The sequence below is a fragment of the Streptomyces sp. P9-2B-2 genome (genome assembly GCF_030406865.1).
In the GTDB taxonomy this organism is placed as follows: Bacteria; Actinomycetota; Actinomycetes; order Streptomycetales; family Streptomycetaceae; genus Streptomyces; species Streptomyces platensis.
The window spans coordinates 2,762,186-2,784,576 of the sequence record NZ_CP129126.1 but is presented as its reverse complement, the minus strand read 5'-3'; the positions used below and the strand labels follow the sequence as shown (position 1 = coordinate 2,784,576).

General features: G+C 73.0%; 21 protein-coding genes, 1 other RNA gene and 1 pseudogene. 11 read left to right on the top strand and 12 right to left on the bottom strand.

The annotated features are described in order from the left end of the window. Position 1: 1 nt before the first annotated feature. Complete coding sequence (locus QT196_RS12125) at positions 2 to 1,198, top strand: bifunctional RNase H/acid phosphatase (protein WP_266730609.1); 1,197 nt, start codon at positions 2 to 4, stop codon at positions 1,196 to 1,198. A gap of 95 nt (positions 1,199 to 1,293) precedes the next feature. Here QT196_RS12125 and eda read toward each other — a convergent pair whose 3' ends face one another. Together eda and yaaA are read right to left on the bottom strand one after the other, a co-directional pair. After that, the gene (eda, locus tag QT196_RS12120; protein WP_266731451.1) at positions 1,294 to 1,953 is read right to left on the bottom strand and encodes a bifunctional 4-hydroxy-2-oxoglutarate aldolase/2-dehydro-3-deoxy-phosphogluconate aldolase; all 660 of its coding nucleotides are present in this window, start codon (positions 1,951 to 1,953) and stop codon (positions 1,294 to 1,296) included. 90 nt (positions 1,954 to 2,043) lie between these two features. Beyond that, positions 2,044 to 2,841 carry a peroxide stress protein YaaA gene (gene yaaA / locus QT196_RS12115; protein ID WP_168478863.1) on the bottom strand — a complete coding sequence of 266 codons (798 nt, stop codon included), beginning with the start codon at positions 2,839 to 2,841 and terminating at the stop codon, positions 2,044 to 2,046. Between the two features lie 194 nt (positions 2,842 to 3,035). Between yaaA and QT196_RS12110 the strand changes: the two genes are divergently transcribed. Next, positions 3,036 to 4,541 (top strand): RNB domain-containing ribonuclease, encoded by a 1,506-nt coding sequence (locus QT196_RS12110; RefSeq protein ID WP_168478862.1) that lies wholly within the window; start codon positions 3,036 to 3,038, stop codon positions 4,539 to 4,541. Here the strand turns inward: QT196_RS12110 and QT196_RS12105 are convergent. Further along, positions 4,528 to 5,160, bottom strand: coding sequence for a hypothetical protein (locus QT196_RS12105; RefSeq protein WP_168478861.1), 633 nt, complete (start codon positions 5,158 to 5,160; stop codon positions 4,528 to 4,530). The two genes, QT196_RS12110 and QT196_RS12105, sit on opposite strands and share 14 nt — an antisense overlap. Continuing rightward, the gene (locus QT196_RS12100; RefSeq protein ID WP_168478860.1) at positions 5,157 to 5,969 is read right to left on the bottom strand and encodes a MerR family transcriptional regulator; all 813 of its coding nucleotides are present in this window, start codon (positions 5,967 to 5,969) and stop codon (positions 5,157 to 5,159) included. Before QT196_RS12100 ends, QT196_RS12105 begins: the two co-directional genes overlap by 4 nt. Before the next feature lie 120 nt (positions 5,970 to 6,089). On the opposite strand from QT196_RS12100, the gene rnpB reads away from it, so the two are divergent. Further along, positions 6,090 to 6,491, top strand: an RNA gene (gene rnpB / locus QT196_RS12095) — RNase P RNA component class A. Positions 6,492 to 6,560: 69 nt separating this feature from the next. Here rnpB and QT196_RS12090 read toward each other — a convergent pair. Further along, on the bottom strand, positions 6,561 to 7,328 hold the full coding sequence (locus QT196_RS12090; protein ID WP_168478859.1) for an SDR family oxidoreductase: 768 nt from the start codon (positions 7,326 to 7,328) through the stop codon (positions 6,561 to 6,563). 144 nt (positions 7,329 to 7,472) lie between these two features. Beyond that, on the bottom strand, positions 7,473 to 8,255 hold the full coding sequence (locus tag QT196_RS12085; protein ID WP_168478858.1) for an SDR family NAD(P)-dependent oxidoreductase: 783 nt from the start codon (positions 8,253 to 8,255) through the stop codon (positions 7,473 to 7,475). 197 nt (positions 8,256 to 8,452) lie between these two features. Here QT196_RS12085 and QT196_RS12080 point away from each other — a divergent pair, with 197 nt between their 5' ends. Continuing rightward, positions 8,453 to 8,887 carry a nuclear transport factor 2 family protein gene (locus QT196_RS12080; protein ID WP_168478857.1) on the top strand — a complete coding sequence of 145 codons (435 nt, stop codon included), beginning with the start codon at positions 8,453 to 8,455 and terminating at the stop codon, positions 8,885 to 8,887. Positions 8,888 to 8,920: 33 nt separating this feature from the next. On the opposite strand, the gene QT196_RS12075 is transcribed toward QT196_RS12080, so the two are convergent. Beyond that, complete coding sequence (locus QT196_RS12075) at positions 8,921 to 9,868, bottom strand: aromatase/cyclase (protein WP_168478856.1); 948 nt, start codon at positions 9,866 to 9,868, stop codon at positions 8,921 to 8,923. A 177-nt stretch (positions 9,869 to 10,045) separates the two neighbouring features. Then, positions 10,046 to 11,599 carry an FAD-binding protein gene (locus QT196_RS12070; protein WP_290354882.1) on the bottom strand — a complete coding sequence of 518 codons (1,554 nt, stop codon included), beginning with the start codon at positions 11,597 to 11,599 and terminating at the stop codon, positions 10,046 to 10,048. Positions 11,600 to 11,913: 314 nt separating this feature from the next. On the opposite strand from QT196_RS12070, the gene QT196_RS12065 reads away from it, so the two are divergent. Continuing rightward, a complete protein-coding gene (locus QT196_RS12065; RefSeq protein WP_168478854.1) occupies positions 11,914 to 12,660 on the top strand; it encodes a cyclase family protein in 747 nt (248 codons plus the stop codon). A 70-nt stretch (positions 12,661 to 12,730) separates the two neighbouring features. On the opposite strand, the gene QT196_RS12060 is transcribed toward QT196_RS12065, so the two are convergent. Then, positions 12,731 to 13,423 (bottom strand): AfsR/SARP family transcriptional regulator, encoded by a 693-nt coding sequence (locus QT196_RS12060; protein ID WP_248001105.1) that lies wholly within the window; start codon positions 13,421 to 13,423, stop codon positions 12,731 to 12,733. Between the two features lie 559 nt (positions 13,424 to 13,982). On the opposite strand from QT196_RS12060, the gene QT196_RS12055 reads away from it, so the two are divergent. Next, the gene (locus QT196_RS12055) at positions 13,983 to 14,561 is read left to right on the top strand and encodes a flavodoxin family protein (protein WP_168478852.1); all 579 of its coding nucleotides are present in this window, start codon (positions 13,983 to 13,985) and stop codon (positions 14,559 to 14,561) included. A 123-nt stretch (positions 14,562 to 14,684) separates the two neighbouring features. Here the strand turns inward: QT196_RS12055 and QT196_RS12050 are convergent, their stop codons facing one another. Both QT196_RS12050 and QT196_RS12045 read right to left on the bottom strand, forming a co-directional pair. Continuing rightward, positions 14,685 to 15,611 (bottom strand): alpha/beta hydrolase, encoded by a 927-nt coding sequence (locus QT196_RS12050; protein WP_266730598.1) that lies wholly within the window; start codon positions 15,609 to 15,611, stop codon positions 14,685 to 14,687. Next, complete coding sequence (locus QT196_RS12045; RefSeq protein WP_290354881.1) at positions 15,608 to 16,048, bottom strand: lipocalin-like domain-containing protein; 441 nt, start codon at positions 16,046 to 16,048, stop codon at positions 15,608 to 15,610. Before QT196_RS12045 ends, QT196_RS12050 begins: the two co-directional genes overlap by 4 nt. A gap of 182 nt (positions 16,049 to 16,230) precedes the next feature. Here QT196_RS12045 and QT196_RS12040 point away from each other — a divergent pair. Continuing rightward, a pseudogene (locus QT196_RS12040) lies at positions 16,231 to 17,454 on the top strand (transposase); the annotation flags it as partial. A gap of 171 nt (positions 17,455 to 17,625) precedes the next feature. Here the strand turns inward: QT196_RS12040 and QT196_RS12035 are convergent. Beyond that, positions 17,626 to 18,774: an acyl-CoA dehydrogenase family protein gene (locus QT196_RS12035; protein ID WP_290354880.1), complete on the bottom strand. Its 1,149-nt coding sequence runs from the start codon at positions 18,772 to 18,774 to the stop codon at positions 17,626 to 17,628. A gap of 300 nt (positions 18,775 to 19,074) precedes the next feature. Between QT196_RS12035 and QT196_RS12030 the strand changes: the two genes are divergently transcribed. The 4 genes from QT196_RS12030 to QT196_RS12015 are packed head-to-tail and all read left to right on the top strand — an operon-like array spanning position 19,075 to position 22,388. Further along, entirely contained in the window at positions 19,075 to 20,343 is a 1,269-nt protein-coding gene (locus tag QT196_RS12030; RefSeq protein WP_168478849.1) for a beta-ketoacyl-[acyl-carrier-protein] synthase family protein, read from the top strand. Next, the gene (locus tag QT196_RS12025; protein ID WP_168478848.1) at positions 20,340 to 21,575 is read left to right on the top strand and encodes a ketosynthase chain-length factor; all 1,236 of its coding nucleotides are present in this window, start codon (positions 20,340 to 20,342) and stop codon (positions 21,573 to 21,575) included. Before QT196_RS12030 ends, QT196_RS12025 begins: the two co-directional genes overlap by 4 nt. A gap of 59 nt (positions 21,576 to 21,634) precedes the next feature. After that, positions 21,635 to 21,892, top strand: coding sequence for an acyl carrier protein (locus QT196_RS12020; RefSeq protein WP_266730590.1), 258 nt, complete (start codon positions 21,635 to 21,637; stop codon positions 21,890 to 21,892). Positions 21,893 to 21,908: 16 nt separating this feature from the next. Next, positions 21,909 to 22,388 (top strand): flavin reductase family protein, encoded by a 480-nt coding sequence (locus QT196_RS12015; protein ID WP_168478846.1) that lies wholly within the window; start codon positions 21,909 to 21,911, stop codon positions 22,386 to 22,388. The last annotated feature ends 3 nt before the right edge of the window (positions 22,389 to 22,391 follow it).

Below are 22,391 nucleotides of genomic sequence, written 5' to 3'. Positions count from 1 at the left end.
CGTGGCACGCACGCTGATCGTCGAGGCGGACGGCGGCTCCCGGGGCAACCCGGGGCCGGCCGGCTACGGCGCGGTCGTCCTCGACCCGGAGACCGGCGAGGCGCTGGCCGAGGCCGCCGAGTTCATCGGCACCGCGACCAACAACGTCGCCGAGTACAAGGGGCTGGTGGCCGGCCTGCGGGCGGCGCACGCCCTCGATCCGCAGGCGTGCGTCCAGGTGCGGATGGACTCCAAGCTCGTCGTCGAGCAGATGTCCGGGCGCTGGCAGATCAAGCACCCGGACATGAAGCCGCTGGCCGCCGAGGCCAGGTCGGTCTTCCCGGCCGGCCAGGTGACGTACGAGTGGATCCCCCGCGCGCAGAACAAGCACGCCGACCGGCTCGCCAACGAGGCGATGGACGCCGGCAAGATCGGCAAGCAGTGGGAGCCGGGCAACTCCAGGGCGGCCCTCGCCGCCACCGCCGCGCCCGCCCGTAGTGCCGCCGCCCGCGCCGCCGACGAGGCCGCCGAGTCGGCGGAGGCGGCGGACGCCGCCCCGAGTGCCCCGGCGGCCGGCTGGGGCGCGCCCGATCTCGGTCCGCCCGCGACCTTCGTCCTGCTGCGGCACGGCGAGACCGCGCTGACGCCCGAGAAACGGTTCTCCGGCAGCGGCGGCACCGACCCCGAGCTGTCCGCCGCCGGACGCCGGCAGGCCGAGGCGGCCGCCACCGCGCTCGCCGCCCGGGGCTCGGTCCAGGCCGTCGTCAGCTCACCGCTGCGGCGCTGCCGGGAGACCGCCCAGGCGGTCGCGGACCGGCTCGGCCTGGAGGTCCGTATCGAGGAGGGCCTGCGCGAGACCGACTTCGGGGCCTGGGAGGGGCTGACCTTCGCCGAGGTGCGCGAGCGCTTCCCCGAGGACCTCGACGCCTGGCTCGGCTCCGCCAAGGTGGCGCCCACCGGAGGCGGCGAGTCCTTCGCGACGGTCGCCCGCCGGGTCGCCGTCGCCCGCGACAAGCTCCTGGCCCGGTACGCGGGCAGGACGGTGCTGCTGGTCACGCATGTGACACCGGTCAAGACACTGGTCCGGCTGGCGCTGGGCGCCCCGCCGGAGTCGCTGTTCCGGATGGAGCTCTCCGCGGCATCGCTCTCCGCGGTCGCGTACTTCTCCGACGGCAACGCCTCGGTACGGCTGCTGAACGACACGTCCCATCTGCGGTAGCGGGGCGTCCCCTTAGGTCAGATACCCGCCGTACGCGCACGGGCCCGGTACCCCGGACGACGGGGGCGCCGGGCCCGTGCCCGTACGCACCGCCGTCAGGCCGCCAACGCCGCCGCCTCCTGGGCGAGTTGGCGCACCCGGTCCCAGTCCTTCGCGGCCAGCGCGTCGGCCGGCAGCATCCAGCTGCCGCCGACGCAGCCGACGTTGGGCAGCGCCAGATAGGACGGCGCCGACTCCCGGCCGATCCCGCCGGTCGGGCAGAAGCGGGCCTGGGGGAGGGGCGAGGCCAGGGAGTGCAGATACGGCGTGCCGCCCGCCGCCTCCGCCGGGAAGAACTTCATCTCGGTGACGCCCTCGTCCAGCAGCGTCACCACCTCCGAGGCCGTCGAGACGCCCGGCAGGAACGGCACCCCGGAGTCCTTCATCGCGCCCAGCAGCCGCGGCGACCAGCCGGGGCTCACCAGGAAGCGGGCGCCGGCCATCAGGGCGGACGCCACCTGCCCGGGGGTGAGCAGGGTGCCCGCGCCGATCACTGCTTCGGGGACCTCCTCGGCGACGGCCCGGATCCCGTCGAGCGCCGCGGGCGTCCGCAGCGTCACCTCGATCGCGGGGAGCCCGCCGGCGACGAGTGCGCGGGCGAGCGGTACGGCGTCGGCGGCATCGTGCAGCACGACGACCGGGATGACGGGGGCGAGCCCCAGAACGGAGGGGCCGGCGGGCGCGGGGGAGGAGGCGGCGCTGGTCACGTCGCTCATCGTGCGCCCGGTTGCCCACTCTCCGCAACGAGTGTTGCGCATGCTGCAACGGTAGGGGTGTGGGGCATGAGAAGGCCCCGCCCTCCCCGCCTACAGCTCCGTGACGATCACATCCACGGCCCAGGCCTTGCCGCCCTTCGCGGGGGCCTGTGCCTCCACCGCGTAACCCAGCTCGCGCAGCGCCGCCACCAGCTCCGCCGGGCCCGCCGGATCGAGCCCCGCCGACAGCAGATCCCGGACCAGCCGCCCCTTCGTCGCCTTGTTGAAGTGGCTGACCACCGTCCGCTTCTCCACACCGGCCACGATCTTCGACTGGAGCACCCGCACGGTCGCGGTCCGCCCGGCCACCTCGCCCTTGGGCTTCCACGCCGTCGCATACGCCGCGGACCGCAGGTCGAGCACCAGCCCCTCCCCGGCGGCCGCCGGCAGCACCTCGGCCATCGGCGCCCGCCAGTACGCGCCCAGCGCACCGAGGCCCGGCAGCTTCACGCCCATCGAGCAGCGGTACGACGGGATCCGGTCGCCGATCCGTACCGCGCCCCACAGCCCCGAGAACACCAGCAGCGACCGCTCGGCCCGCTTCCGCGCCGCCGCGTCGAGCGACGCCAGACCGAGCGCGTCGTAGAGCACCCCGGTGTAGATCTCCCCGGCCGGGCGGGTCCCCGCCGTCCGCAGCCCCGCGTTCTTGGCGATCTCGCCCTTGAGGCCGTCGCTGAGCCCGAGCACCTCCTGGGCCTTGGTCTCGTCCGCCGCGCACAGCTCGACGAGCTCCGCCAGCACCGTCTCGCGCGCCGCGGTCAGCCCCGGCAGCGACAGCGCCCCGGTGTCCAGCGGCGCCCCGGCCTCCGCGGAGGCCTTCCCTTCGGACGGCGGCAACAGCACGAGCACGGTGGTTCTCCTTCACGGCGGTACGGGCGGGGTGCGGCCCCGGGAAAGCGTAGAGCGTGCGGCGGGCGGGCGAAGACCGCGCCGGGCACCGGACCCGCCTCGCACCCGGGGCCGGGCGCCCGGACCCGGCCTCCCACCCGGGGCGGCACGCGCACGGCGCGCCGGGAGCGGCCGCCCGCCATACGCTCGGTGTCATGCCCCGTCTCCATATGCATGTGACCGACGCAGCCGAGGCCCCGCTGCGTGTCGCGCTGCATGAGCTGCGCGGCAAGCTGGAGATCCCGGACCACTTCCCGCCCACGGCACAGGCCGAGGCGGAGAGCGCGGCCCGCGCCCCGCGGATCCCGGCCGTCGACGGCGCCGTGGCGACCGAGCACACCCTGGAGGACGCCACCGACCTCCCCCTCTTCACCCTCGACCCGCCCGGCTCCCTCGACCTCGACCAGGCGATGTTCCTGTCCCGCCGCCCGGCACCGCCCGGATCGAAGGCCAGGGGCGGCTACCGCGTCCACTACGCCATCGCCGACGCCGCCTCCTTCGTGACTCCGGGCGGAGCCCTGGACGCCGAGGCGCACCACCGCGTGACCACCCTCTACTTCCCCGACGAGCGGATCCCGCTGCACCCGTACGTGCTGAGCGAGGGCGCCGCCAGCCTGCTGCCCGACCGGGACCGCCCGGCCGTCCTGTGGCAGCTCGACCTCGACGCGGACGGCGCCCTGACCAGCACCTCCGTACGCCGCGCGCTGGTCCGCTCGCGGGCCAAGCTGGACTACGAGGGCGTCCAGCGGATCCTCGACGACCGGACGGCCGAGGAACCCCTCGCCCTGCTGCGCGAGATCGGACAGCTGCGCGAGGAGCGGGAGGTCGCCCGGGGCGCGATATCCCTGAACGTCCCCGAGCAGGAGATCGTCGAGCGCGACGGCTGTTACACCCTCGAATACCGCGCCCCGCTCCCGGCCTACGCCTGGAATGCGCAGATCTCCCTGCTGACCGGTATCGCCGCGGCCGAGCTGATGCTGGCCTCCGGCACCGGCATCCTCCGCACGCTGCCCACCGCCCCCGACGGCTCGGTCGCCCGGCTCCGGCTGACCGCCCGCGCGCTCGGCGTCGACTGGCCCCATCACACCTCGTACGCGGCGCTGATCCGCACCCTCGACCCGCGCCGCGCCACCCACGCCGCCTTCCTCCAGGAGTGCACCGCCCTGCTGCGCGGCGCCGGCTACACCGTCTTCGACGGCACCCCGCCCGCTGCCTCCGACGCCCTGCACGCCGCCGTCGCCGCCCCGTACGCCCATGCCACCGCGCCGCTGCGGCGCCTGGTCGACCGCTACACCTCCGAGCTGTGCCTGGCGGCCTCGGCGGGCGCGGCACCGCCCGACTGGGTCCGTACGGCGCTGCCCGCGCTGCCCCGGGAGATGGAGCTGGGCACCCAGCGCGCCAACCAGGTGGAGCGGGCCTGTGTCGACCTCGTCGAGGCGGCGCTGCTGCGCGACCGGGTCGGCGAGATCTTCGAGGCCCTGGTCGTCGAGATCCAGGAGAAGGACCCCACCCACGGCACCGTCCACCTCTACGACCCGGCCGTCATCGGCACCGTCGAAACCGCCCCCGAAGGCCCCGCCCTCCCCCTCGGCCACCGCATCCCCGTCCGCCTCACCGAGGCCGAACCGGGACACCATCCGGTCCGCTTCACGCCTGCTTGACGGGGGTCCCGGCGATCCCGGCCCGCGCCGCCATCCCCTCCCGTACGGCCGTCACCGCCGCCCGTGCCTCATCGGCGTGGAACCGCACCGTACGGAGCGTCTCCCGCCGCCCCAACAGCCGGACGGCCACCACCGGTTCGGACAGTTCGACGGTGACCGAGGTCTGCCCCGCGACCGCCAGCTCGGCCACCTCGCCGCCGTCCTCCCGCTGCTCCCGCACGAACCGGAGGTCGTAGCGGACCGAGGCGATCCGCTCCAGCGGTATCCGTATCTCCCGGCGCGCGCCGTCCCGCAGCCGCAGCTCCGCCGCCCCCAGCACATGCGGCCGGGTGACCGCCGCCGCCTGAAGCCCCAGCACCGTCAGCACGGTGTACCCATCGATGAACAGCATCACCTCGTGCACCACCGGCTTCCCGGCGAGCAGCACCCCGATCCCGACCGTCTCCACCACGCAGACGAAGGCCAGCCCGTAGAGGATCGCCGCCTGCGCCCCCGCGTACCCCAGGGCCCGCTCACCGGGCGCGACCCCGATCCGCCGCCGGGCCACCCACCACCCCAGGCTCATCAGCCACCGCCCCTCGTGGGCGGCCAGCCGGCGCAGCGCGGTGCCCCGGCTCATCGCGCACGCTCCGCCACCAGCTGGATCGCCCGGCGTACGGCACGGGCCTGGGCGGGTGCGAAGTGCGCGTAGTACGCCGCCAGGAAGCCGCCGTCCGTCTCCGCGCCCGGCCCGGCCGCCCGCGCCCAGTCCTCCGCGCTGACCTCCGCGATCATCGGGTCCGGAATGCAGTCGGCGAGCGCCCGTGCGGCCTCTTCCACCCGCGGATCGTCCGTCCCGGCGTCCACCAGCGCATCGAGCAGCCCGTACACCTCGTACGCCCGCTCCATTGCCCCCGGCGCCGCGGTCGTCTGCCCGAGCAGCTCCACCATCCGCTTGTTCCCCTCCTCGCTTCCCATCGATTCGAGCAGCGCCAGCACCTCCCGCTCCTTCGACGCCACGGCGGGCTCCGGGCCCGGCCGCGCGGCCGAGGTACGCGCCATCTCCGCGAAGAGCGCCGCCAGTTCGTCCGACACGGGCCCCTCGGCGGGCAGCCCGCCGTGCTCCGCCGCCTGCCGCCGCACGGCGGCCAGCCGGGCCCGCCGCACCCGGAGCTCCTCCTCTTGCCGCGCCAGATCCGCGTCCAGCTCGTCCAGCACCTCGTGCAGCTCGCGCCCGGCGTCATCGGCGAGGACGTCCCGCACCTCGTCCAGCCCGAGCCCCAGCTCCGTCAGCCGGCGCACCCGCGCGAGCGCGACCGCGTCCCGCAGCCCGTAGTCCCGGTATCCGTTGGCCCGGCGCTCCGGCTCGGGCAGCAGCCCGAGATGGTGGTAGTGGCGTACGGCACGGGTGCTGATCCCGATCAGACCTGCAAGCTCACCGATTCTCATGCGCTCAGTAGAAACGTTGCCGCTGCGACAAGGTCAAGCACGGACGGCCCCGGTAGCGGCCAGGTAGCGGGTCTGGCAGGGGCGGGTGCCCCCTACGGGTAGCATGGTCGGCACGGCGGACGAGCCGGCCGGACGGCCGCGTGGGGATCTCAGGATCCTCCCGAGGAACGTCCGGGCTCCACAGGGCAGGGTGGTGGGTAACGCCCACCCGGGGTGACCCGCGGGACAGTGCCACAGAAAGCAAACCGCCGGAGGCTTCGGCCTCCGGTAAGGGTGAAACGGTGGTGTAAGAGACCACCAGCCTCCGAGGTGACTCGGAGGGCTAGGTAAACCCCACCCGGAGCAAGGTCAAGAGGGGGCATCGGCTGATGCCCCTGCGCGGACGACCGAGGGCTGCCCGCCCGAGTCCGCGGGTAGACCGCACGAGGCTGCCGGCAACGACAGCCCTAGATGGATGGCCGTCTCCCCCCGGCCCGCAAGGACCGGGGGCGACAGAACCCGGCGTACAGGCCGACTCGTCCGCCGCCTGTAGTTCCGCGCCTGGGAGGCCGCGGGCCGTCCCACCGCGCCGGACCGAGCGCCAACAGGCGGCTACCAGGGGACCGTTTCGTCCGCGGAGCCGTCCATGCTGCCGCGGAAGGTTCCGGTCGGGTCGTCCGGGCGCAGGAGGGCGAGCTGCACCGGGACGTCGGCGCCCTCCTCCGGGGTGCGGGTGCCGCGGCTGAAGGGGGAGCGGTCGTTGAGGTCGGTGGCGACCAGGCCGGGGTTGGCGGCGTTCACGCGGATGCCCGCCTCGCGCAGGGCGTTGGCGTACACCACCGTGATCGCGTTGAGCGCCGCCTTGGAGGCGCTGTACGGCAGCAGTCCGCGGGTGGAGATGGGGTGTTCCGGGTCGCTCAGGAAGGTCAGCGAGCCCAGCGGGCTGGACATGTTGACCACCCGGCCGGCGGGGGAGCGGCGCAGCAGCGGGAGGCAGGCCTGGGTCACCGCCACCGTGCCGAAGACGTTGACGTCGAAGGCCTGCCGCATATGCGCGGCGGTGACCTCCGGCACCGCGACTCCCCACTCCACGACGATGCCCGCGTTGTTGACCAGCACGTCCAGCCGGCTGCGCTCCGCCTCGATCCGCTGGACGGCGGCGTCGATCTGCGCCTGCACGGTCACGTCGAGGGGCACGAAGCGCACGTCCAGCCCCTCGTCGGCCAGCGCCTTTTCCGCCGCACGGCCGCGGGTCTCGTCACGCGCGCCGAGATAGACCGTCATCCCCTCGGCGGCCAGGCGGCGGGCGATCTGCCGGCCGATCCCCTTGTTGGCTCCGGTCACCAGCGCCGTCTCGCCGTGGTGCTGTCCGTTGGTCATGCTGCGCCTTTCGCCCTCGGTGGTGGTGCTGGGGGATGGTGCTCGGTGTGTTGTTGTGCCGGGTGGTGGTCCCCTGGTGGTTGCCGTACGGCGCCGGTCCCGGGTGGCGTCCGTTCGGTGCTCCGGCCAGGGTGACGGGTGAGGCTAGTAGTTGCCCAGACCGCCGCAGACGTTGAGGGCCTGGGCCGTCACCGCTCCGGCCCGGTCGCTGCTCAGGTACTCCACCATGGCGGCCACTTCGTCGGTCGCCACGTAGCGTCGCATCGGCACTCGGGTGGTGATGCGGTCGAACGCCTCGCTGGTCGTCACTCCCCAGATGTCCGCGTAGTGCTCCCGCACTCGTTCGGCCATCGGGGTCTCCACGAAACCGGGGCAGACGGCGTTGACGGTGATGCCGGTCGGGGCCAGCTCCAGGCCGAGCGCCTTGGTGAGGCCCACCACGCCGTGCTTCGAGGCCGAGTAGGGGGCGGCGTGCACCACGCCCTGCTTGCCGCCGGTCGAGGCGATGTTGATGATCCGGCCCCAGTCCCGGTCCTGCATCCCGCCGGTGGTCAGAGCGGCCTTGGTCATGAGGAACACGCTGTTGAGGTTGGTGTTGATGACGTCGAACCACAGGTCGTCGTCGATCTCCGCGGTGGCGCCGCCCCCGCTGCGCCCGGCGTTGTTGACCAGGATGCCCACCGGGCCGTACCGGTCGACGGCCGCCTCGACGAAGCGGCGGATCTGCTCCGGCGAGGTCACGTCGCAGGGGCTGCCGTCCACTTCCAGGCCCTTGTCCCGCAGCGAGGCGACGAGGTCGGCGAGGGCGTCCGCACTCCGCGCGCAGACGTAGACGGGGTGGCCCAGTTGCGCCAGCCGTTCGGTGAGGGTCAGGCCGATGCCGCTGGTGGCGCCGGTGACGATGACGTGCTGGTCGGTACGGGGCATGGTCGGTTCCTCCCGGTCGGGCCCCCGGGCCGTGTCCCGGGCGATGGGCGCCACCCTGGCCGGGGCCACTCGAAGACCGCTGGGACGTGTCTGGACGCCCGGGTCCCAGGGGGCTGCGGGCGATCCGCGAGCGAGTTGCGAGCCGCCCCGGCCAGGTTGGCGGCTGTCCCCGTGCCCCGTTTCCGGAGGAGAACCCGATGACAGCCACCCAGGACCTCACCGCCCTCTACGCCGAGATCCAGCACTTCTACGCCCGGCAGATGCAGCTGATGGACGGGCGCGACTTCGAGGGCTTCGCGGCCACCTTCACCGAGGACGGCGAGTTCAGCCACACACCGGGCCAACTGGCGCGGACGCGGGCCGGGATCGTCGCCGAGCTGCGGGAGTTCCACCGGCGCTTCGCGCAGGACCCGGTCGTCCGCCGGCACTGGTTCAACATGATCGTCGCCGAGCCGCAGCCGGACGGGTCGGTGCGCACCACCTACTACGCCCAGGTGATCAACACCCGGCCCGGCGCCGACGCCCAGGTGGGGCCCAGCTGTGTGGTGACCGATGTGCTGGTCCGCGCCGAGGGCGCACTGCTGAACAAGTCCCGGCAGGTCAGGCAGGACCGGCTGCTGTTCGCGCACTGACCGCCGCGCCGCCCCGGCCCGCGTCCGCCGTGCTCACCGGTGGGCGCGGGCCGTGTGCTGTGCGGCGTACGCCATGGTGGTGGCGCTGTTGCGGCCGAGCGCCGCACGCACCATGTCCCGGGCGTCGGCCAGGCCGTGGCCGGGGCCGAGCACCTCGGTGACCGCAGCGGGGTTCAGCAGAACCGTGTGCCGGGAGGTGAGTTCGGTGCCGCCGGAGCCCTCGGGGAAGGTCCACAGGCCGCTGTGGCCGAGCAGCAGCTTGGGCGTCACCTGCTGCTTGTAGGCGATCCATTCCCGGGAGCGGCACACCCGCACCGAGCGTGTGGTGTGGGCCGCCCCGTCCGCCGTCACCGTCTCCATCTCCAGTTCCTGGATGCCCTCGGCGGGCTCGGCCAGCCGCACGTGCGAGACGTGCGGCAGCCGCTCGGCCCACCGGTCGGCCCGCTCGATGAAGGCATAGGCGTCGGCGGGCGCGCCGGGCAGTTCGACGCTGTCGCTGAAGGAGAAGGCGAGGTCGGCGACCGGGTGGCCCAGCTCGGCGAGGCGGGCGAGAGCGGCCAGTTCCTGGGTGCTGTTGCGGTCCAGGGCGGCGAGTGCCCGCTCCACGGTCTCCCCGCCGGGTTCCGCCGGGGTGAAGGAGTGCCGCAGCACCACCTCGGTGTCCCCGCCCGGCAGTGCGCGGAAGAGCCACTCCCCGCCCATGGTGGCGAACGGCGGACGGCTCACCTCCTGGGCGAAGGTCACCCGGAGCCGGTCCGGGTCGAGGGTGCGGCGGGAGATCCAGCGGCTGACCGATCCGTTGACCGTGGCCCACATCTCGAAGCGCTCCGCGCGCTCGGACCGCTCCAGGTGCCGGACGTGGACGCACGGCCCGAAGAGGGCCGGCCACAGGGTGACGTCGGCCACCAGGCCGTGGAGCACGTCCGCCGGGGCGGCGACGATCTGGGTGTGCTCGGTGTGGTGTTCGTGTAGGGCTGCCATGCGCCCAACGTGGTCCGGTGGGCTCGAGGACCACTTGAGGTCGCGTCGGGCCGGACTCCGGGGCGGGCGAACGCCGATGACGGGTGGCCCTGGCGGCCCCGGGCCGGACGTGGTGAGCCGGTGGGGCGACGCCAACAGGCGCCGTCCCACCGGCTCGGCCCGGCTCGCGGGCGGGTGTCAGGCGGCCTTGACCGACATCGAGTGCCGGAAGGTGTCGGTCGGGTCCCAACGGGCCTTGGTGTGCTGGAGGCGGGGGTAGTTCTCGCCGAAGTAGAAGGCGTGCCAGGGCACTCCCGAGGTGTTGTGCGCGGGGTCGAGGATGTCGAGGTCGGGCGCGTTGATGTTGCATCCCTGGTAGCGGTCGCCGGGGACCGGGTAGCCGCCGGTCGAGGCGAAGACCTCGCCGTAGAGCTCGCGCAGCCACGCCAGGTGCCGGTCGTCCTCGGCCGGCTCCGTCCAGAAGGTCTCGAACAGCGCCACACACGCCGACCGGCGCTGGAACAGCGCGGTGTCGGAGGGCGCCGGTGCGTTCATCCGGCCGCCGGCCATGGCGCCCAGCTGGATGAGCGCCGAGCCGGGCGGGGTGTTGAGGTAGTCCCGGCGCGTCAGCTGCCGGTACATGGTGGCGCACTGCTCGTCGGTGAACGGCTCGCGCAGGAAGGCGTGCTTGATGGCGGCGCGCAGGGTGGCGTTGGTCTCGACCGTGGGGTTGCTGGTGTCGATGGTGACGGTGGAGGCCAGCCAGGGCAGGCGGCGGGACGGGAACGGCCCGGTGAGGCCGGTGTTGGCGGTCACCGCGCCGACGTAGCTCTCCAGCAGCTTCTCCGCGTCCGGTGCCGCGGCGTCGACCTGGGTGAGCAGACCGATCCCGCCGCTGGACACGTGCTGGAGGAACAGCAGGCCGCACAGCGCCTCGCCGGGTGACCCGGGCGCGCTGTTGTCGGCGTACCACTGGCACTGGTTGCGGACCAGGTGGGTGAAGGCGGTCTGGTCGAGCTGGTCCCACGAGGCGAAGACCGTGCCGATCAGTACCTCCCGCGGCGGCTGGGGGAGTTGGCGCTCCGGCTGGTGTCCGGACGCGTCGCGGGAGCGGAACCAGAACTTGGTGATGACGCCGAAGCTGCCGCCACCGCCTCCGGAGCAGGCCCACCACAGGTCGCGGAGGTCGCCGGTGTCCTTCCGTGACGCGATCACCGCGCGGGCCTTGCGGTGCCGGTCGACGACCACGATCTCCACGGCCTCGATGAGATCGCAGACATAGCCGAACTGACGGGAGAGCAGGCCGTGGCCGCCACCGGTCGCGTGCCCGCCGATGCCGACCGAGGGGCAGACCCCGCCGGGCAGGGTCACGCCCCAGCCGCGGAACAGCCGTTCGTAGATCTCCCCCAGCTGGGCGCCGCTCTGGACGGCGAACGCCTTGCGGTGCGGGTCGTAGGAGATGTCGTTCATCATCCCGAGGTCGACGATGATGTCGACGTCCTCGTGGTAGGTGAAGTCGCCGTAGGAGTGGCCGCCGCTGCGGATGGAGAGGCGCTTTCCGGTGTCGACGGCCTCCTGGACGGCCCGTACGACCTGCTCCGTGGAGCCGACCAGGCGAATGTGCTCGGGCGCGGCCTGCCAGCGCCGATTGAATCCGGAGACAAGATCCAGATAGCGCCGGTCGCCCGGTCCGACGCTCGCGGGTCCGAATTCCCGTGGCGTGGTGAACGCGTCTTCCTGATCGGCGTGCATGCCGATTCCCCCTCCGGTGTTCGCATTTCTCTGTTGAATCGTGCAGTTCCGGATCTTGCATTCCGGGCGCGCGGTTCCCCACCGTGCCCGCGCGTCGGGCGCATCTTTGCATATCTCGCGCCCTGCGGCCCTTCACCCGGTGAATTCGTCGGCATTTCTTTGGGGAGTGATGAATTCCGCCGGCGGGGTCCAGGCCATGTTCGAGCCGTATTCGATCCCGGCACCGGACACTGCCGCCCTCAGCCGCCCGAGGACAGGAGAACGCCCATGCGCACCACCGACGCACCGCGGCCGGCCCGTGAGGGGGGAGCGGAGTGAGCCGTTTCATCGACCTCAGCGTGGCGACGCAGGACACCGCCAGCGAGGCCACACCGGTGACGGTGGAGGTCCTCGGCCACGAGGCGGCCGCGACCGTCCTGGGCCTGACGCCCGAGGACTTCCCGGACGGCATGGCGATCTCGAACGAGACCGTCACGCTCACCACGCACACCGGCACCCACATGGACGCCCCGCTGCACTACGGCCCGCTCAGCGGCGGCCGCCCGGCCAAGAGCATCGACCGGGTGCCGCTGGAGTGGTGCTTCGGGCCCGGCGTCCGCCTCGACCTGCGCCATGTGCCCGCCGGAGAGGGCATCACCGCCGACGAGGTCCAGCGGGCGCTGGACGCGGCCCGCCATCAACTCCGGCCCGGCGACCTCGTCCTGCTGTGGACCGGGGCCGATGCGCTGTGGGGCTCGGCGCGCTACCTCACCGACTACGCCGGCCTCACCGGCGAGGCGACGCGGTACCTCGTCGAGCGCGGGGTGCGGGTCATCGGCATCGACGCCTGGGGACTGGACCGGCCGATGCGGTCGATGATCGAGGACTACCGGCGCACCGGCGACCGCGGCCACCTGTGGCCCGCCCACCTCTACGGCCGCACCCGGGAGTACCTCCAGCTCGAAAAGCTCGCACACCTCGGCGACCTGCCCGCGGCGACGGGCTTCACGGTCGCGTGCTTCCCGGTCGCCGTCGCCGGAGCGGGCGCCGGGTGGACGAGGGTGGTCGCCCTCCTCGACTGAGGCACCGGCGACGCGACCCGGTGCGGGGCGCCGGCCCGGCCACTTCGGCCGGGGCCGGCGCCGCCGCCGTTCAGCACCGGCCCGGCACCGCGCTCCCCTCGCTCAGCATGGCGTGCTGGAGGAGTTGCACCGCGGGCGCCGGCTCGACGCCCAGTTCGGCGTCGAGGGTCCGCCACAGGCTCTGGTACGCCTGGAGCGCCTCGGCCCGCCGTCCGCACTTGTGCAGCGACGTGATGAGCTGGGCGTGCAGCCGCTCGTTGAGCGGGTTCGCGGCGACCAGCAGCCGCAGTTGCGGGATGATCTCCTGGTGCCGCCCGAGGCGCTGGTTGGCCTCGATGCGCAGTTCGGTGGCCGCGAACCGGAGTTCGTTGAGGTAGGTGATGTGGGCGTCGAGGACGCTGCCGAGCATCATGCCGACGAGCACCGGCCCGCGCCACAGGCGCAGCGCCTCGTCGAGGCGGTCCAGCGCCGCCTCCGCGCGCCCGTCGTCCAGCAGGCGCCGGGACCGCTGGACGAGCCCCTCGAAGACGGCGGCGTCGATGGCGTCGTCGGGCACCTGGATGACGTAGCCGGCCGGCCTGGTGGCCAGCACCGCATGCCCGCCGGGCAGGTTCGCGAAGATCTTCCGCGCGTGGTAGACGTACGTCTGGAGCGTGGTCAGCGCGCTGCGCGGGACCTTCTCCCCCCATAGTTCCTCGATCAGCGTGTCCACGCCGACCGTCTCGCCGTTCTGGATCAGCAGCAGCCCGAGGACCTGACTCACCTTCGACCTGCTGAGTAAGCATGACCTGCCGTCACGCGAAACAATCTCGAATTGGCCGAGCAGATGGAACTTCACGGATTTCCCCCCTTAGTGATCAGCGAAATCCGGTGGAGGCGTGAATTCCGTGCCGTATGCCGGGCATCGGCAGTGGATCAACACGTCGCCGGACCGGCGCCGATCCTTACAACCCCCGTCACCGTCACCCGTGGATTGTGCCGGATGGCGGTGAATTACTTTCTGGGAAAGGTAACGGAGCCGGGGTCGCAGAACCACTATCACTGATGTGACCCCGGTCACAGTGCCCGGATTTCCATCGCATCTTCGCGGCGAACCTGCTCTTAGTGCCGGGCAACCCGGAATGCTTCCCTCCTATTCACTCGCGCCGCGGCGGGCAGTTCTTTCGGGCAGGTGGAACAGCTCGCTCGGCGAGTGCACCCGGCGCCGCGCGACTGCGAGGCTGAGCGCAGGGCGCCCGCCCCGTTTTCGGCCGGGCGTCGGGGAGGGACGTGTGCCTGCCAGGCGGGCACCGTTGACGCAGAACCACCAAGGGGGAAACCACATGTCCGACAGCTCGGTGTCCGTCGTCATCGCCTACCACAGCGGTTACGGACACACGACCAGGATGGCCGAGGCCGTCCGGGACGGTGCGGCGTCGGTGACGGGCACGACCGTCGAGCTGCTCCCGGTCGACGCGCTCACCGAGGAGCACTGGGCGAAACTGGACGCCGCGCACGCGATCGTCTTCGGCTCGCCCACCTACATGGGCTCGGCGAGCCCGGCGTTCCACACCTTCGCCCACGACACCAGCGGGCGGTGGTACACACAGGTCTGGAAGAACAAGGTGGCCGCGGGCTTCACCAGCTCCGGCGCGATGAGCGGGGACAAGCTCAACACCCTTCAGTACTTCACCGTCCTGGCCGCCCAGCACGGCATGCACTGGGTCAACCTCGACCTGCTGCCCGGCGGCGGTGAGGGCGAACTCAACCGGCTCGGCGGCTGGTTGGGCGCGATGGCGCAGTCGCCCGGCGACGGCGGCCCGGACATGATGCAGAAGTCCGATCTGCTCACCGCCGCCCACCTCGGGCAGCGGGTCGCCGAGCACACCCGGCTGCTGCACCGGGCCCGGTCGCTGTCCTGACCGCCGTCGGCCGCCGCGCCGGGGCACCGGCCCGGCGGCCGACGCGAAGCGCACGGCGGCCGGGTGCCCCGGACTCAACGGAGTCCGGGGCACCCGGCCGTGGCGCGTGGCGGGGACGGCGGTTCACGCCCCCAGGCCGCGCCGGAGCGCCTCGATCTGGTCGGCCGTCATCCGCCGGGAAACCGCGGCGTGCGCAATGCCCACGGAGGCGTGGAAGGTCCCCGGGTACTGCACCAGCTCGGCCCGCACCCCCGCCGCAACCAGCCGCCGGGCGAAGGCGATGCCCTCGTCCCGCAGCGGGTCGAACTCGCACACCCCGACGAAGGCCGGCGGCAGCCCGCGCAGTTCCGCCGCCCGGGCGGGCGCCGCGTACGGCGAGGGCTCGCCGCCGCCCAGGTAGTGCTGCCAGCTCAGGACCAGATTGCCGCGGTCGAGCATCGGGGTGTCCACGAAGGCCCGGGCGGAACCGGTCGCCAGCCGGTCGTCCAACTGCGGGAACAGCAGGTAGAGGAAGCGCACCGGCGGCCCGCCCCGGTCCCGCGAACGCAGCGCGAGACCGGCGGCGAGCCCGCCGCCGGCGCTGAAGCCGCCCACGCCGATCCGGGCGGGGTCCACCCCCAGCTCGTCGGCGTGGTCGGCGGTCCACTCCAGCGCGGCGGCACAGTCCTCGAAGCCGGCGGGGAACGGGTGCTCCGGCGCGAGGCGGTAGTCCGGTGACACCACCACCGCGCCCACCAGGTCGGCGATCCGGGTGGCGGCCGTCCGCGAGGTCTCCAGGTCGCCGGTGAGGAAGCCGCCCCAGTGCGGGAAGAGCAGCGCCGGCCGCGGACCGCGGCGGGCCGGCGGCCGGTACAGCCGTACGGTCACCCCGGGCCCGCCGGGCACCGGGACCGTCCGGTCCTCCACCGTCACGCGGGATTGCGGCCGGTACGCCGGCTGACGCGCCATCACCGCACGCAGCGCGGCCCGCGCCCCCGCCGGGTCGGCGTAGTCCAGCGGGGGCATCCGCGCGGCGAACGGGGCCAGTTCGGGGTCGAAGGCGTAACTCACGGCCGGCCTCCGCCCGCCCGCCGCCAGGTCAGTACGCGCTCCTGCGGCGGCCCGCCCGCGGCGCCCGCCGAACCGGACAGGGTCAACAGCGCGCCGTCGAACACCAGTCGGCGGGTCTGCCGGGAGCCGACCAGATAGCCGTGCGAACTCACCGTGACGTCATGGACGACCTGGCGCCCGGACAGCCGCCAGGTCCCGGCGTACCCCATGAACCGCGGCACCGGTCCCTCCCGGTCGGCCGCCGGTGGCGGGTCCCCCCGCATCATGCTCACCGACACCCGGCCGTCGGCGCTGTAGATCAACAGCCCCCGGGGGGCCGGGCCCAGGGGGCCCTCGCCGAGCGCGCCCCCCTCGTCGACGCTGACGTAGGAGGTGAGCTCCCACGCCCCGATCAACTCCTCCGGGCGGACCGCGGGCGGGCGGGTGGTGGTCGTCATTGAGACTCCTTCGTGGATACGCCCGGCTTCAGCCGGGTGAGGAAGGGAAGCTCCCGCGTGAGCGGGGCAGGGAAAGCCGATTCGCCGTCAGGGCGGATCGGCGTGCACCCGCAACGGTGGCGAGGCGCCGAGAATGGGCCAGGAGCTCTCAACTGTCAGTCCTCCCGGGTAGGTTGGTGTTCATGGCGGCGGAAGCGAAGGCAGCGGGTGGCGGGCACACGCGGTTCGCCTATCGTCTTCGTGTGTCGTCTACTGCCTGCGCCGTACTCGAAGCGGAGTGGGACCGGTGCCGGTGGCTGTGGAACGAGTGTGTGGCCAAGTCCAGGCAAGTCGGCGTGGAACAAGACCCGTCCCGAAGGCGCGGAGAAGCGTACGTGCGGGCCGGTGCAGCTCGCCGCGATGCTGACCGAGGCCCGCGCCCGTACCGAGTGGCTGCGTGAAGGCGCATGCGTTCCGCAGCTGGGGGCACCTCCCAGCGGTAGCTGGGGGACAGCTGATACGCGACTTCGGCAGGTCCCGCGCCAAAGCCCTCAAGGACATCAGGGCACGGCTTCCTATGCGGCAGCGCGCCGGGATGCCGAAGTACAAGAAGAAGCGTGACGCGCTCCCCACCCTCGAATACACCCGGCGCGGCTTCCGTTTGGAAGACGGCCGTTTGCACCTCGCTGGGGGCATCGTCGCGACGGTTGTGTGGTCGCGGGAGTTGCCCGAGCTGCCGTCCAGCGTGCGCCTCTGCCGCGACAGCATCGGACACTGGTACGCGTCCTTTGTCGTCCCCACCGTGACCCAGGCTCTGCCGGAGACCGGTGCGGTGATCGGCATCGACTGGGGCGTGACGCAGACCGCGACCACTACATCCGACGCCCACGACCTTCCCCACCCGCAGCACGGGAAGAAGGCTGCGCAGCGACTCGCGCACTACCAGCGGATGATGGCGCGCAGGAAGCCCAAGCGTGGGCAGCCCGCCTCGAAGGGCTACCAGGCCGCGAAGCATCAAGCGGCCAAGCTGCACAAGAAGGTGTCCCGGCAGCGTCAGGACACTGCCCGCAAGTGGGCCAAGCGCGTGGTCCGTGATCATGATGCTTTGGCGGTGGAGGACTTCAGGCCGAAGTTCCTTGCCAAGTCCTCGATGGCCCGTAAGGCTGCCGATGCCGCGGTCGCCGCGACCAAGGCGGCGCTGGTCGAGATGGGCCGCAAGCACGGCAGGGCCGTGCACCTGGTCCACCCCGCGCACACCACGATGGACTGTGCGCAGTGCGGAGCGAGAACCAAGCACGCGCTGCCTCTCTCAGAACGAACGTATACGTGCACCGCGTGCGGAGTGGTCTCGCCCAGAGACAAGAACTCCGCCCGTGTGATGCTCGTCCGGGCTGGTCTTCAACCCGGCTGGTGCTGATCGTGTAAGACCTGTCGGCCCGCCGGGCCGCAGGCGACGTGAGCTAGGAATCCCCCTGCTTCAGCTGGGGGAGGATTCAAGGCCATGGGGGCCCTTTCGCAGACGGGATGGGGTACGGGACGGGGCGGACCCGCCCCGGCGGGACGCCGGCGGTACGCGGCCGTCCGGCGACCGTCCGGGGTCAGTCCTCGATGACGGTCCGGGCGTACGCGGCCGCCGCGGACTCCAGTTGAAGCGCCTGGTGACCGGCCACCGAGTTCACATCGCGCCAGAAGCGCTGCACCGGGTTGGCGGTGGACTGGCCGCTGGTGCCCACACCGCGGAACAGCCGGTTCACCACGCCGACGAGGAGGTCGGTGGCCATGGCGCAGTCGCGCCACGCCCGCATGGTGTCCGGCACACCGATGCCGGGCCCCGAGTCCGCCGTCGCCGAGGCCCGTTCGAGCAGCAGACCGGTGGCGTCGATCTCGGTGGCGCTGCGGGTGAGGAGCATGTCGTAGGAGATGCGGTGGAACGCCGGCATACCGGCCGGCGGGGGCCCGGACCGGCCGGCCGCGGCCCGGATCTTCGATGTGGCGTGGCCGGTCCAGGACGCCAGCGCCCCCTTGGCGGCGCCGAGCGCGGGCGAGGCGAACATCATGGTCGTGGACTGCATCGGGACCGCGTGACACGCCGCCGCCGAGGCGGCGGCCCGGCCCGCGAACAGGTCCGCCCTGCTGACCGAGCGGGCCGCCGGGACCAGGACGTCCTCGACGATCACCGTATTGCTCCCGGTGGCGGCCATGCCCACGTTCTGCCAGCTGTCCACGGTCCGCCAGGCGGCGCGCGGCACCGCGAAGAGCCGCGGCTCGGGCCCGTCGCCGGTGCGCGTCATGGCGGCCAGCAGGCCCCAGTCCGCGTGGTCGATGGCGCTGACGAACGGCCAGGTGCCCGACAGCCGGTGGCCGCCGGGGACCGGTTCGGCCGTGCCGACCGGGGACAGGGCGGCGACCAGCAGGGCGTCCGGGCCGTCGGCCCAGATCTCGCGGTAGCCCTCGGCGGGCAGATGCGCGGCCATCCGGGAGACGTGCGCGGCCAGCGACGCGCACCAGGCGGTGGCGGTGCAGCCCGCCCCGACGGCGGTCACCGCGTGGTGCAGCTCCAGGAAGGTGCCCTCGCGCCCGCCGCACCCGGCCGGTACGAAGTGGCGCGGGAAGCCCGCCGCGACCAGGGCCTTGACCACGTCGGGGTCGAGCCGGCGGTCGGCCTCAGCGGCGGCCGCGTGGTGCGCCGCCGCGGCGGCGACGTCCCCGGCCGCCGCCAGCAGCGGGGTTGACGTCAGGTCGTCCATCCTCGTGCGCTCCTCGGCTCGTGTGGATCGGTCGGTGAGAACCGGTCGCCGCCACAACGGCGGGCCGGCGCCCGGCACGCTGGCGCCCGCCGTTCGCAGATGGCTCGACCCTCGCTCGAAGCCGTCCGGGGCGATCCGCGCACCACCGGCCTTCGAGTGAGGTCCGAGCCGCGGCCCGGAACCTGCCGAGCGTCTCGTTGCGCCGCGTTGCAGCGGGTCCTGCGCCGACGCTGTGCGCTTCCGACGAAAGGGGAACGTCATGAACGACTCGGCAGCCTCGAGGGTGACGGGGGGTGTGCGATGACCCGCCGCGTGGTGATCACCGGCATCGGGGTGCGGACCCCGGGCGGGGACGGGACCAAGGCGTTCTGGAAGCTGCTGACGTCCGGCCGCACCGCCACCCGCCGCCTGTCCTTCTTCGACCCGTCCCGCTACCGCTCCCAGGTCGCCGCCGAGGCCGACTTCGACCCGGTGCACGAGGGGCTCTCCCCGCTGGAGATCCGCCGCATGGACCGGGCGTCGCAGTTCGCCGTGGTGTGTGCGCGGGACGCGATCTCCGACAGCGGGCTGCAGTTCGAGACGTTCGACCCCGGCCGGGTCGGCGTCAGCCTGGGCAGCGCCGTGGCCGCGGCGACCAGCCTGGAACAGGAGTACCTCGTGCTGTCCGACAGCGGGCGCAACTGGCTGGTCGACCACGCCAGCCTGTCCCCGCACATGTTCGACTACCTGGCGCCGAGCGCGATGCCCGCCGAGGTGGCGTGGACGGTCGCCGCCGAGGGCCCGGTGACGATGGTCTCCAACGGCTGCACCTCGGGCATCGACTCGGTGGGCCACGCCTGCCAGGTGATCAGGGAGGGCAGCGCGGACGTCATGCTCGCCGGCGCGTCCGACACCCCGATCACCCCGATCGTGGTCGCCTCCTTCGACGCCATCAAGGCGACCACCGCCCGCAACGACGACCCCGAGCACGCCTCCCGGCCCTTCGACCGGACCCGCAACGGCTTCGTCCTGGCCGAGGGCGCCGCCATGTTCGTCCTGGAGGACCACGAGCACGCCCGCCGGCGCGGCGCGCACATCTACGCCGAGATCACCGGCTACGCCGCACGCTGCAACGCGTACCACATGACCGGTCTGAAGCCCGACGGCCGGGAGATGGCCGAGGCCATCCGCGTCGCCCTGGACGAATCCCGTATCGACCCCACCGACATCGACTACATCAACGCCCACGGCTCCGGGACCAAGCAGAACGACCGCCACGAGACGGCCGCCTACAAGCGCAGCCTGGGCGCACACGCCTACCGGGCGCCGGTCAGCTCCATCAAGTCCATGGTCGGGCACTCCCTCGGCGCCATCGGCTCGATCGAGATCGCCGCCTGCGCCCTGGCGATCGAGAACGGGGTGATCCCGCCGACCGCGAACCTGCACGAGCCCGACCCCGAGTGCGACCTCGACTACGTCCCCCGGACCGCCCGCGAGAAGCAGCTGCGCAGCGTGCTCACCGTGGGCAGCGGGTTCGGCGGCTTCCAGAGCGCGATGGTCCTGCGCCAGGCCGGGGGTGCCCGGGCATGACGCGCCAGCGTGAAGCGGTCCTGGTCACCGGCATCGGTCTGCTCGCGCCCAACGGCGCGGGACTGGAGCGGTACTGGGCGGCGGTCCTCGAAGGCCGCAGCGGCATCGGCGAGCTCACCCGGTTCGACGCCGCGCGCTACCCGGTCCGGCTGGCCGGGCAGATCGACGCCTTCGACGCGGCGGAGCACCTGCCCAGCCGGCTCCTGCCGCAGACCGACGTCTCGACCCGTTACGCCCTGGTCGCCGCGGACTGGGCGCTGGCCGACGCCAAGATCGGGCCCGACGACTTCGACGACTACGAGAAGGGCGTCGTCACCGCCAACGCCTCCGGCGGCTTCGAGTTCACCCACCGCGAGTTCCACAAACTCTGGTCACAGGGCCCCGGCGCGGTCAGCGTCTACGAGTCCTACGCGTGGTTCTACGCGGTGAACACCGGGCAGATCTCGCTCCGCAACGGACTGCGCGGCCCCGGCAGCGCACTCGTCGCCGAACAGGCCGGCGGACTGGACGCCCTGGGCCACGCCCGCCGGACCGTGCTGCGCGGTACCCCGATGGTCGTCACCGGCGGCGTCGACTCGGCACTGGACCCCTGGGGGTGGGTGGCACAGATCTCCGGCGGCCGCCTGAGCACCGCCACCGACCCGTCCCGCGCCTATCTGCCCTTCGACGCCCACGCCCGTGGCTATGTCCCCGGCGAGGGCGGCGCGATCCTCGTGGTGGAGTCCGCCGGGGCGGCGGCCCGCCGCGGTGCCCCGCACGTCTACGGCGAGATCGCCGGATACGCCACCACCTTCGACCCGCCCCCGGGCTCACCGCGCCCGCCCGGCCTGCGCCGCGCCGCGGAACTGGCGCTCGCCGACGCCGGGATGGCCCCGGACGACATCGACGTGGTGTTCGCCGACGCCTCCGGCGTACCGGACCTCGACCGGGCCGAAGCCGAGGCCGTCAGCGGTCTGTTCGGGCCCCGCGGGGTGCCGGTGACCGCGCCCAAGACGCTGACCGGACGCCTCTACGCCGGAGGCGGGCCGGTGGACGTCTGCGCGGCGCTGCTGTCCTTCCGCGACGCCGTGATCCCGCCGACCGCCGGCACCACCGAGGTGCCCGAGGACTACCGGATCGACCTGGTACGGGGCGCGCCCCGTCCCGGCCCGGTGTCGTCGGCCCTGGTCCTCGCCCGCGGCAAGTGGGGGTTCAACAGCGCGGTCGTCGTCCGCGCCGTCCCCGCACCGTGACCACCCGCCGCCCGGAACCGGCCGGCCCCGTACCACCGACACCTCTCAAGGAGCCCACCATGCCTCAGATGACCCTCGACGACCTCCGGCGCCTGCTGATCGAGTGCGCAGGGGAGACCGACGACAACAGCCTCTCCGGCGACATCCTCGACAAGGACTTCACCAGCCTCGGCTACGACTCGCTGGCCATGCTGGAGACCGCCGCCCGCATCACCACCGACTACGGCGTGCCCGTCCCCGACGACCGGATACCGGAGCTGACGACCCCGCGCGCGGTCCTGGACCTCGTCAACGCCGCCGCCAACACGTCGAGTTGACGGGGCGGTGCACGCGATGTCCCAGGAATTCAAGGACGCCATGGCCCGCTTCCCCACCGGGGTCGCCGTCGTCACGGCCTGCGACGAGACCGGCGCGCCGCACGGTCTGACCGTCAGCTCCCTGTGCTCGGTGTCCCTGGACCCGCCGCTGCTGCTGATCTGTGTCGCCAAGTCGGCGCGGTGTCACCCGGTGTTCGAACGCGGCGCGGAGTTCGCGGTCAGCCTGCTCCGCGGCCACCACACGGAACTGGCCCGGCGCTTCGCGACCAGCACGGCCGAGAAGTTCGCCGGCGGGGGATTCGCCCGGACACCGCGCGGGGGCGTGGTCGTCGAGGACGCGCTGGCCACCTTCGACTGCCTGGTCGACGGGCGGTACGACGCGGGGGACCACACCATCCTCGTCGGCAAGGTCGTCGACCACCTGCTCGCGGACGGCCACGGGACCCCCGCCGTCTACGTCGACCGGAAGTTCACCACGCCCAGCCCGGCACGCTGACCC

Bases quoted from the DNA above. Each gene is read 5' to 3' on its own strand.
- QT196_RS12015 (WP_168478846.1), top strand. From the start codon at position 21,909: ATGTCCCAGGAATTCAAGGACGCCATGGCCCGCTTCCCCACCGGGGTC.
- QT196_RS12070 (WP_290354882.1), bottom strand. From the start codon at position 11,599: ATGCACGCCGATCAGGAAGACGCGTTCACCACGCCACGGGAATTCGGA.
- QT196_RS12075 (WP_168478856.1), bottom strand. From the start codon at position 9,868: ATGGCAGCCCTACACGAACACCACACCGAGCACACCCAGATCGTCGCC.
- QT196_RS12055 (WP_168478852.1), top strand. From the start codon at position 13,983: ATGTCCGACAGCTCGGTGTCCGTCGTCATCGCCTACCACAGCGGTTAC.
- QT196_RS12030 (WP_168478849.1), top strand. From the start codon at position 19,075: ATGACCCGCCGCGTGGTGATCACCGGCATCGGGGTGCGGACCCCGGGC.
- QT196_RS12045 (WP_290354881.1), bottom strand. From the start codon at position 16,048: ATGACGACCACCACCCGCCCGCCCGCGGTCCGCCCGGAGGAGTTGATC.
- QT196_RS12085 (WP_168478858.1), bottom strand. From the start codon at position 8,255: ATGCCCCGTACCGACCAGCACGTCATCGTCACCGGCGCCACCAGCGGC.
- QT196_RS12080 (WP_168478857.1), top strand. From the start codon at position 8,453: ATGACAGCCACCCAGGACCTCACCGCCCTCTACGCCGAGATCCAGCAC.
- QT196_RS12100 (WP_168478860.1), bottom strand. From the start codon at position 5,969: ATGAGAATCGGTGAGCTTGCAGGTCTGATCGGGATCAGCACCCGTGCC.
- QT196_RS12090 (WP_168478859.1), bottom strand. From the start codon at position 7,328: ATGACCAACGGACAGCACCACGGCGAGACGGCGCTGGTGACCGGAGCC.
- QT196_RS12105 (WP_168478861.1), bottom strand. From the start codon at position 5,160: ATGAGCCGGGGCACCGCGCTGCGCCGGCTGGCCGCCCACGAGGGGCGG.
- QT196_RS12020 (WP_266730590.1), top strand. From the start codon at position 21,635: ATGCCTCAGATGACCCTCGACGACCTCCGGCGCCTGCTGATCGAGTGC.
- QT196_RS12035 (WP_290354880.1), bottom strand. From the start codon at position 18,774: ATGGACGACCTGACGTCAACCCCGCTGCTGGCGGCGGCCGGGGACGTC.
- QT196_RS12110 (WP_168478862.1), top strand. From the start codon at position 3,036: ATGCCCCGTCTCCATATGCATGTGACCGACGCAGCCGAGGCCCCGCTG.
- QT196_RS12025 (WP_168478848.1), top strand. From the start codon at position 20,340: ATGACGCGCCAGCGTGAAGCGGTCCTGGTCACCGGCATCGGTCTGCTC.
- eda (WP_266731451.1), bottom strand. From the start codon at position 1,953: ATGAGCGACGTGACCAGCGCCGCCTCCTCCCCCGCGCCCGCCGGCCCC.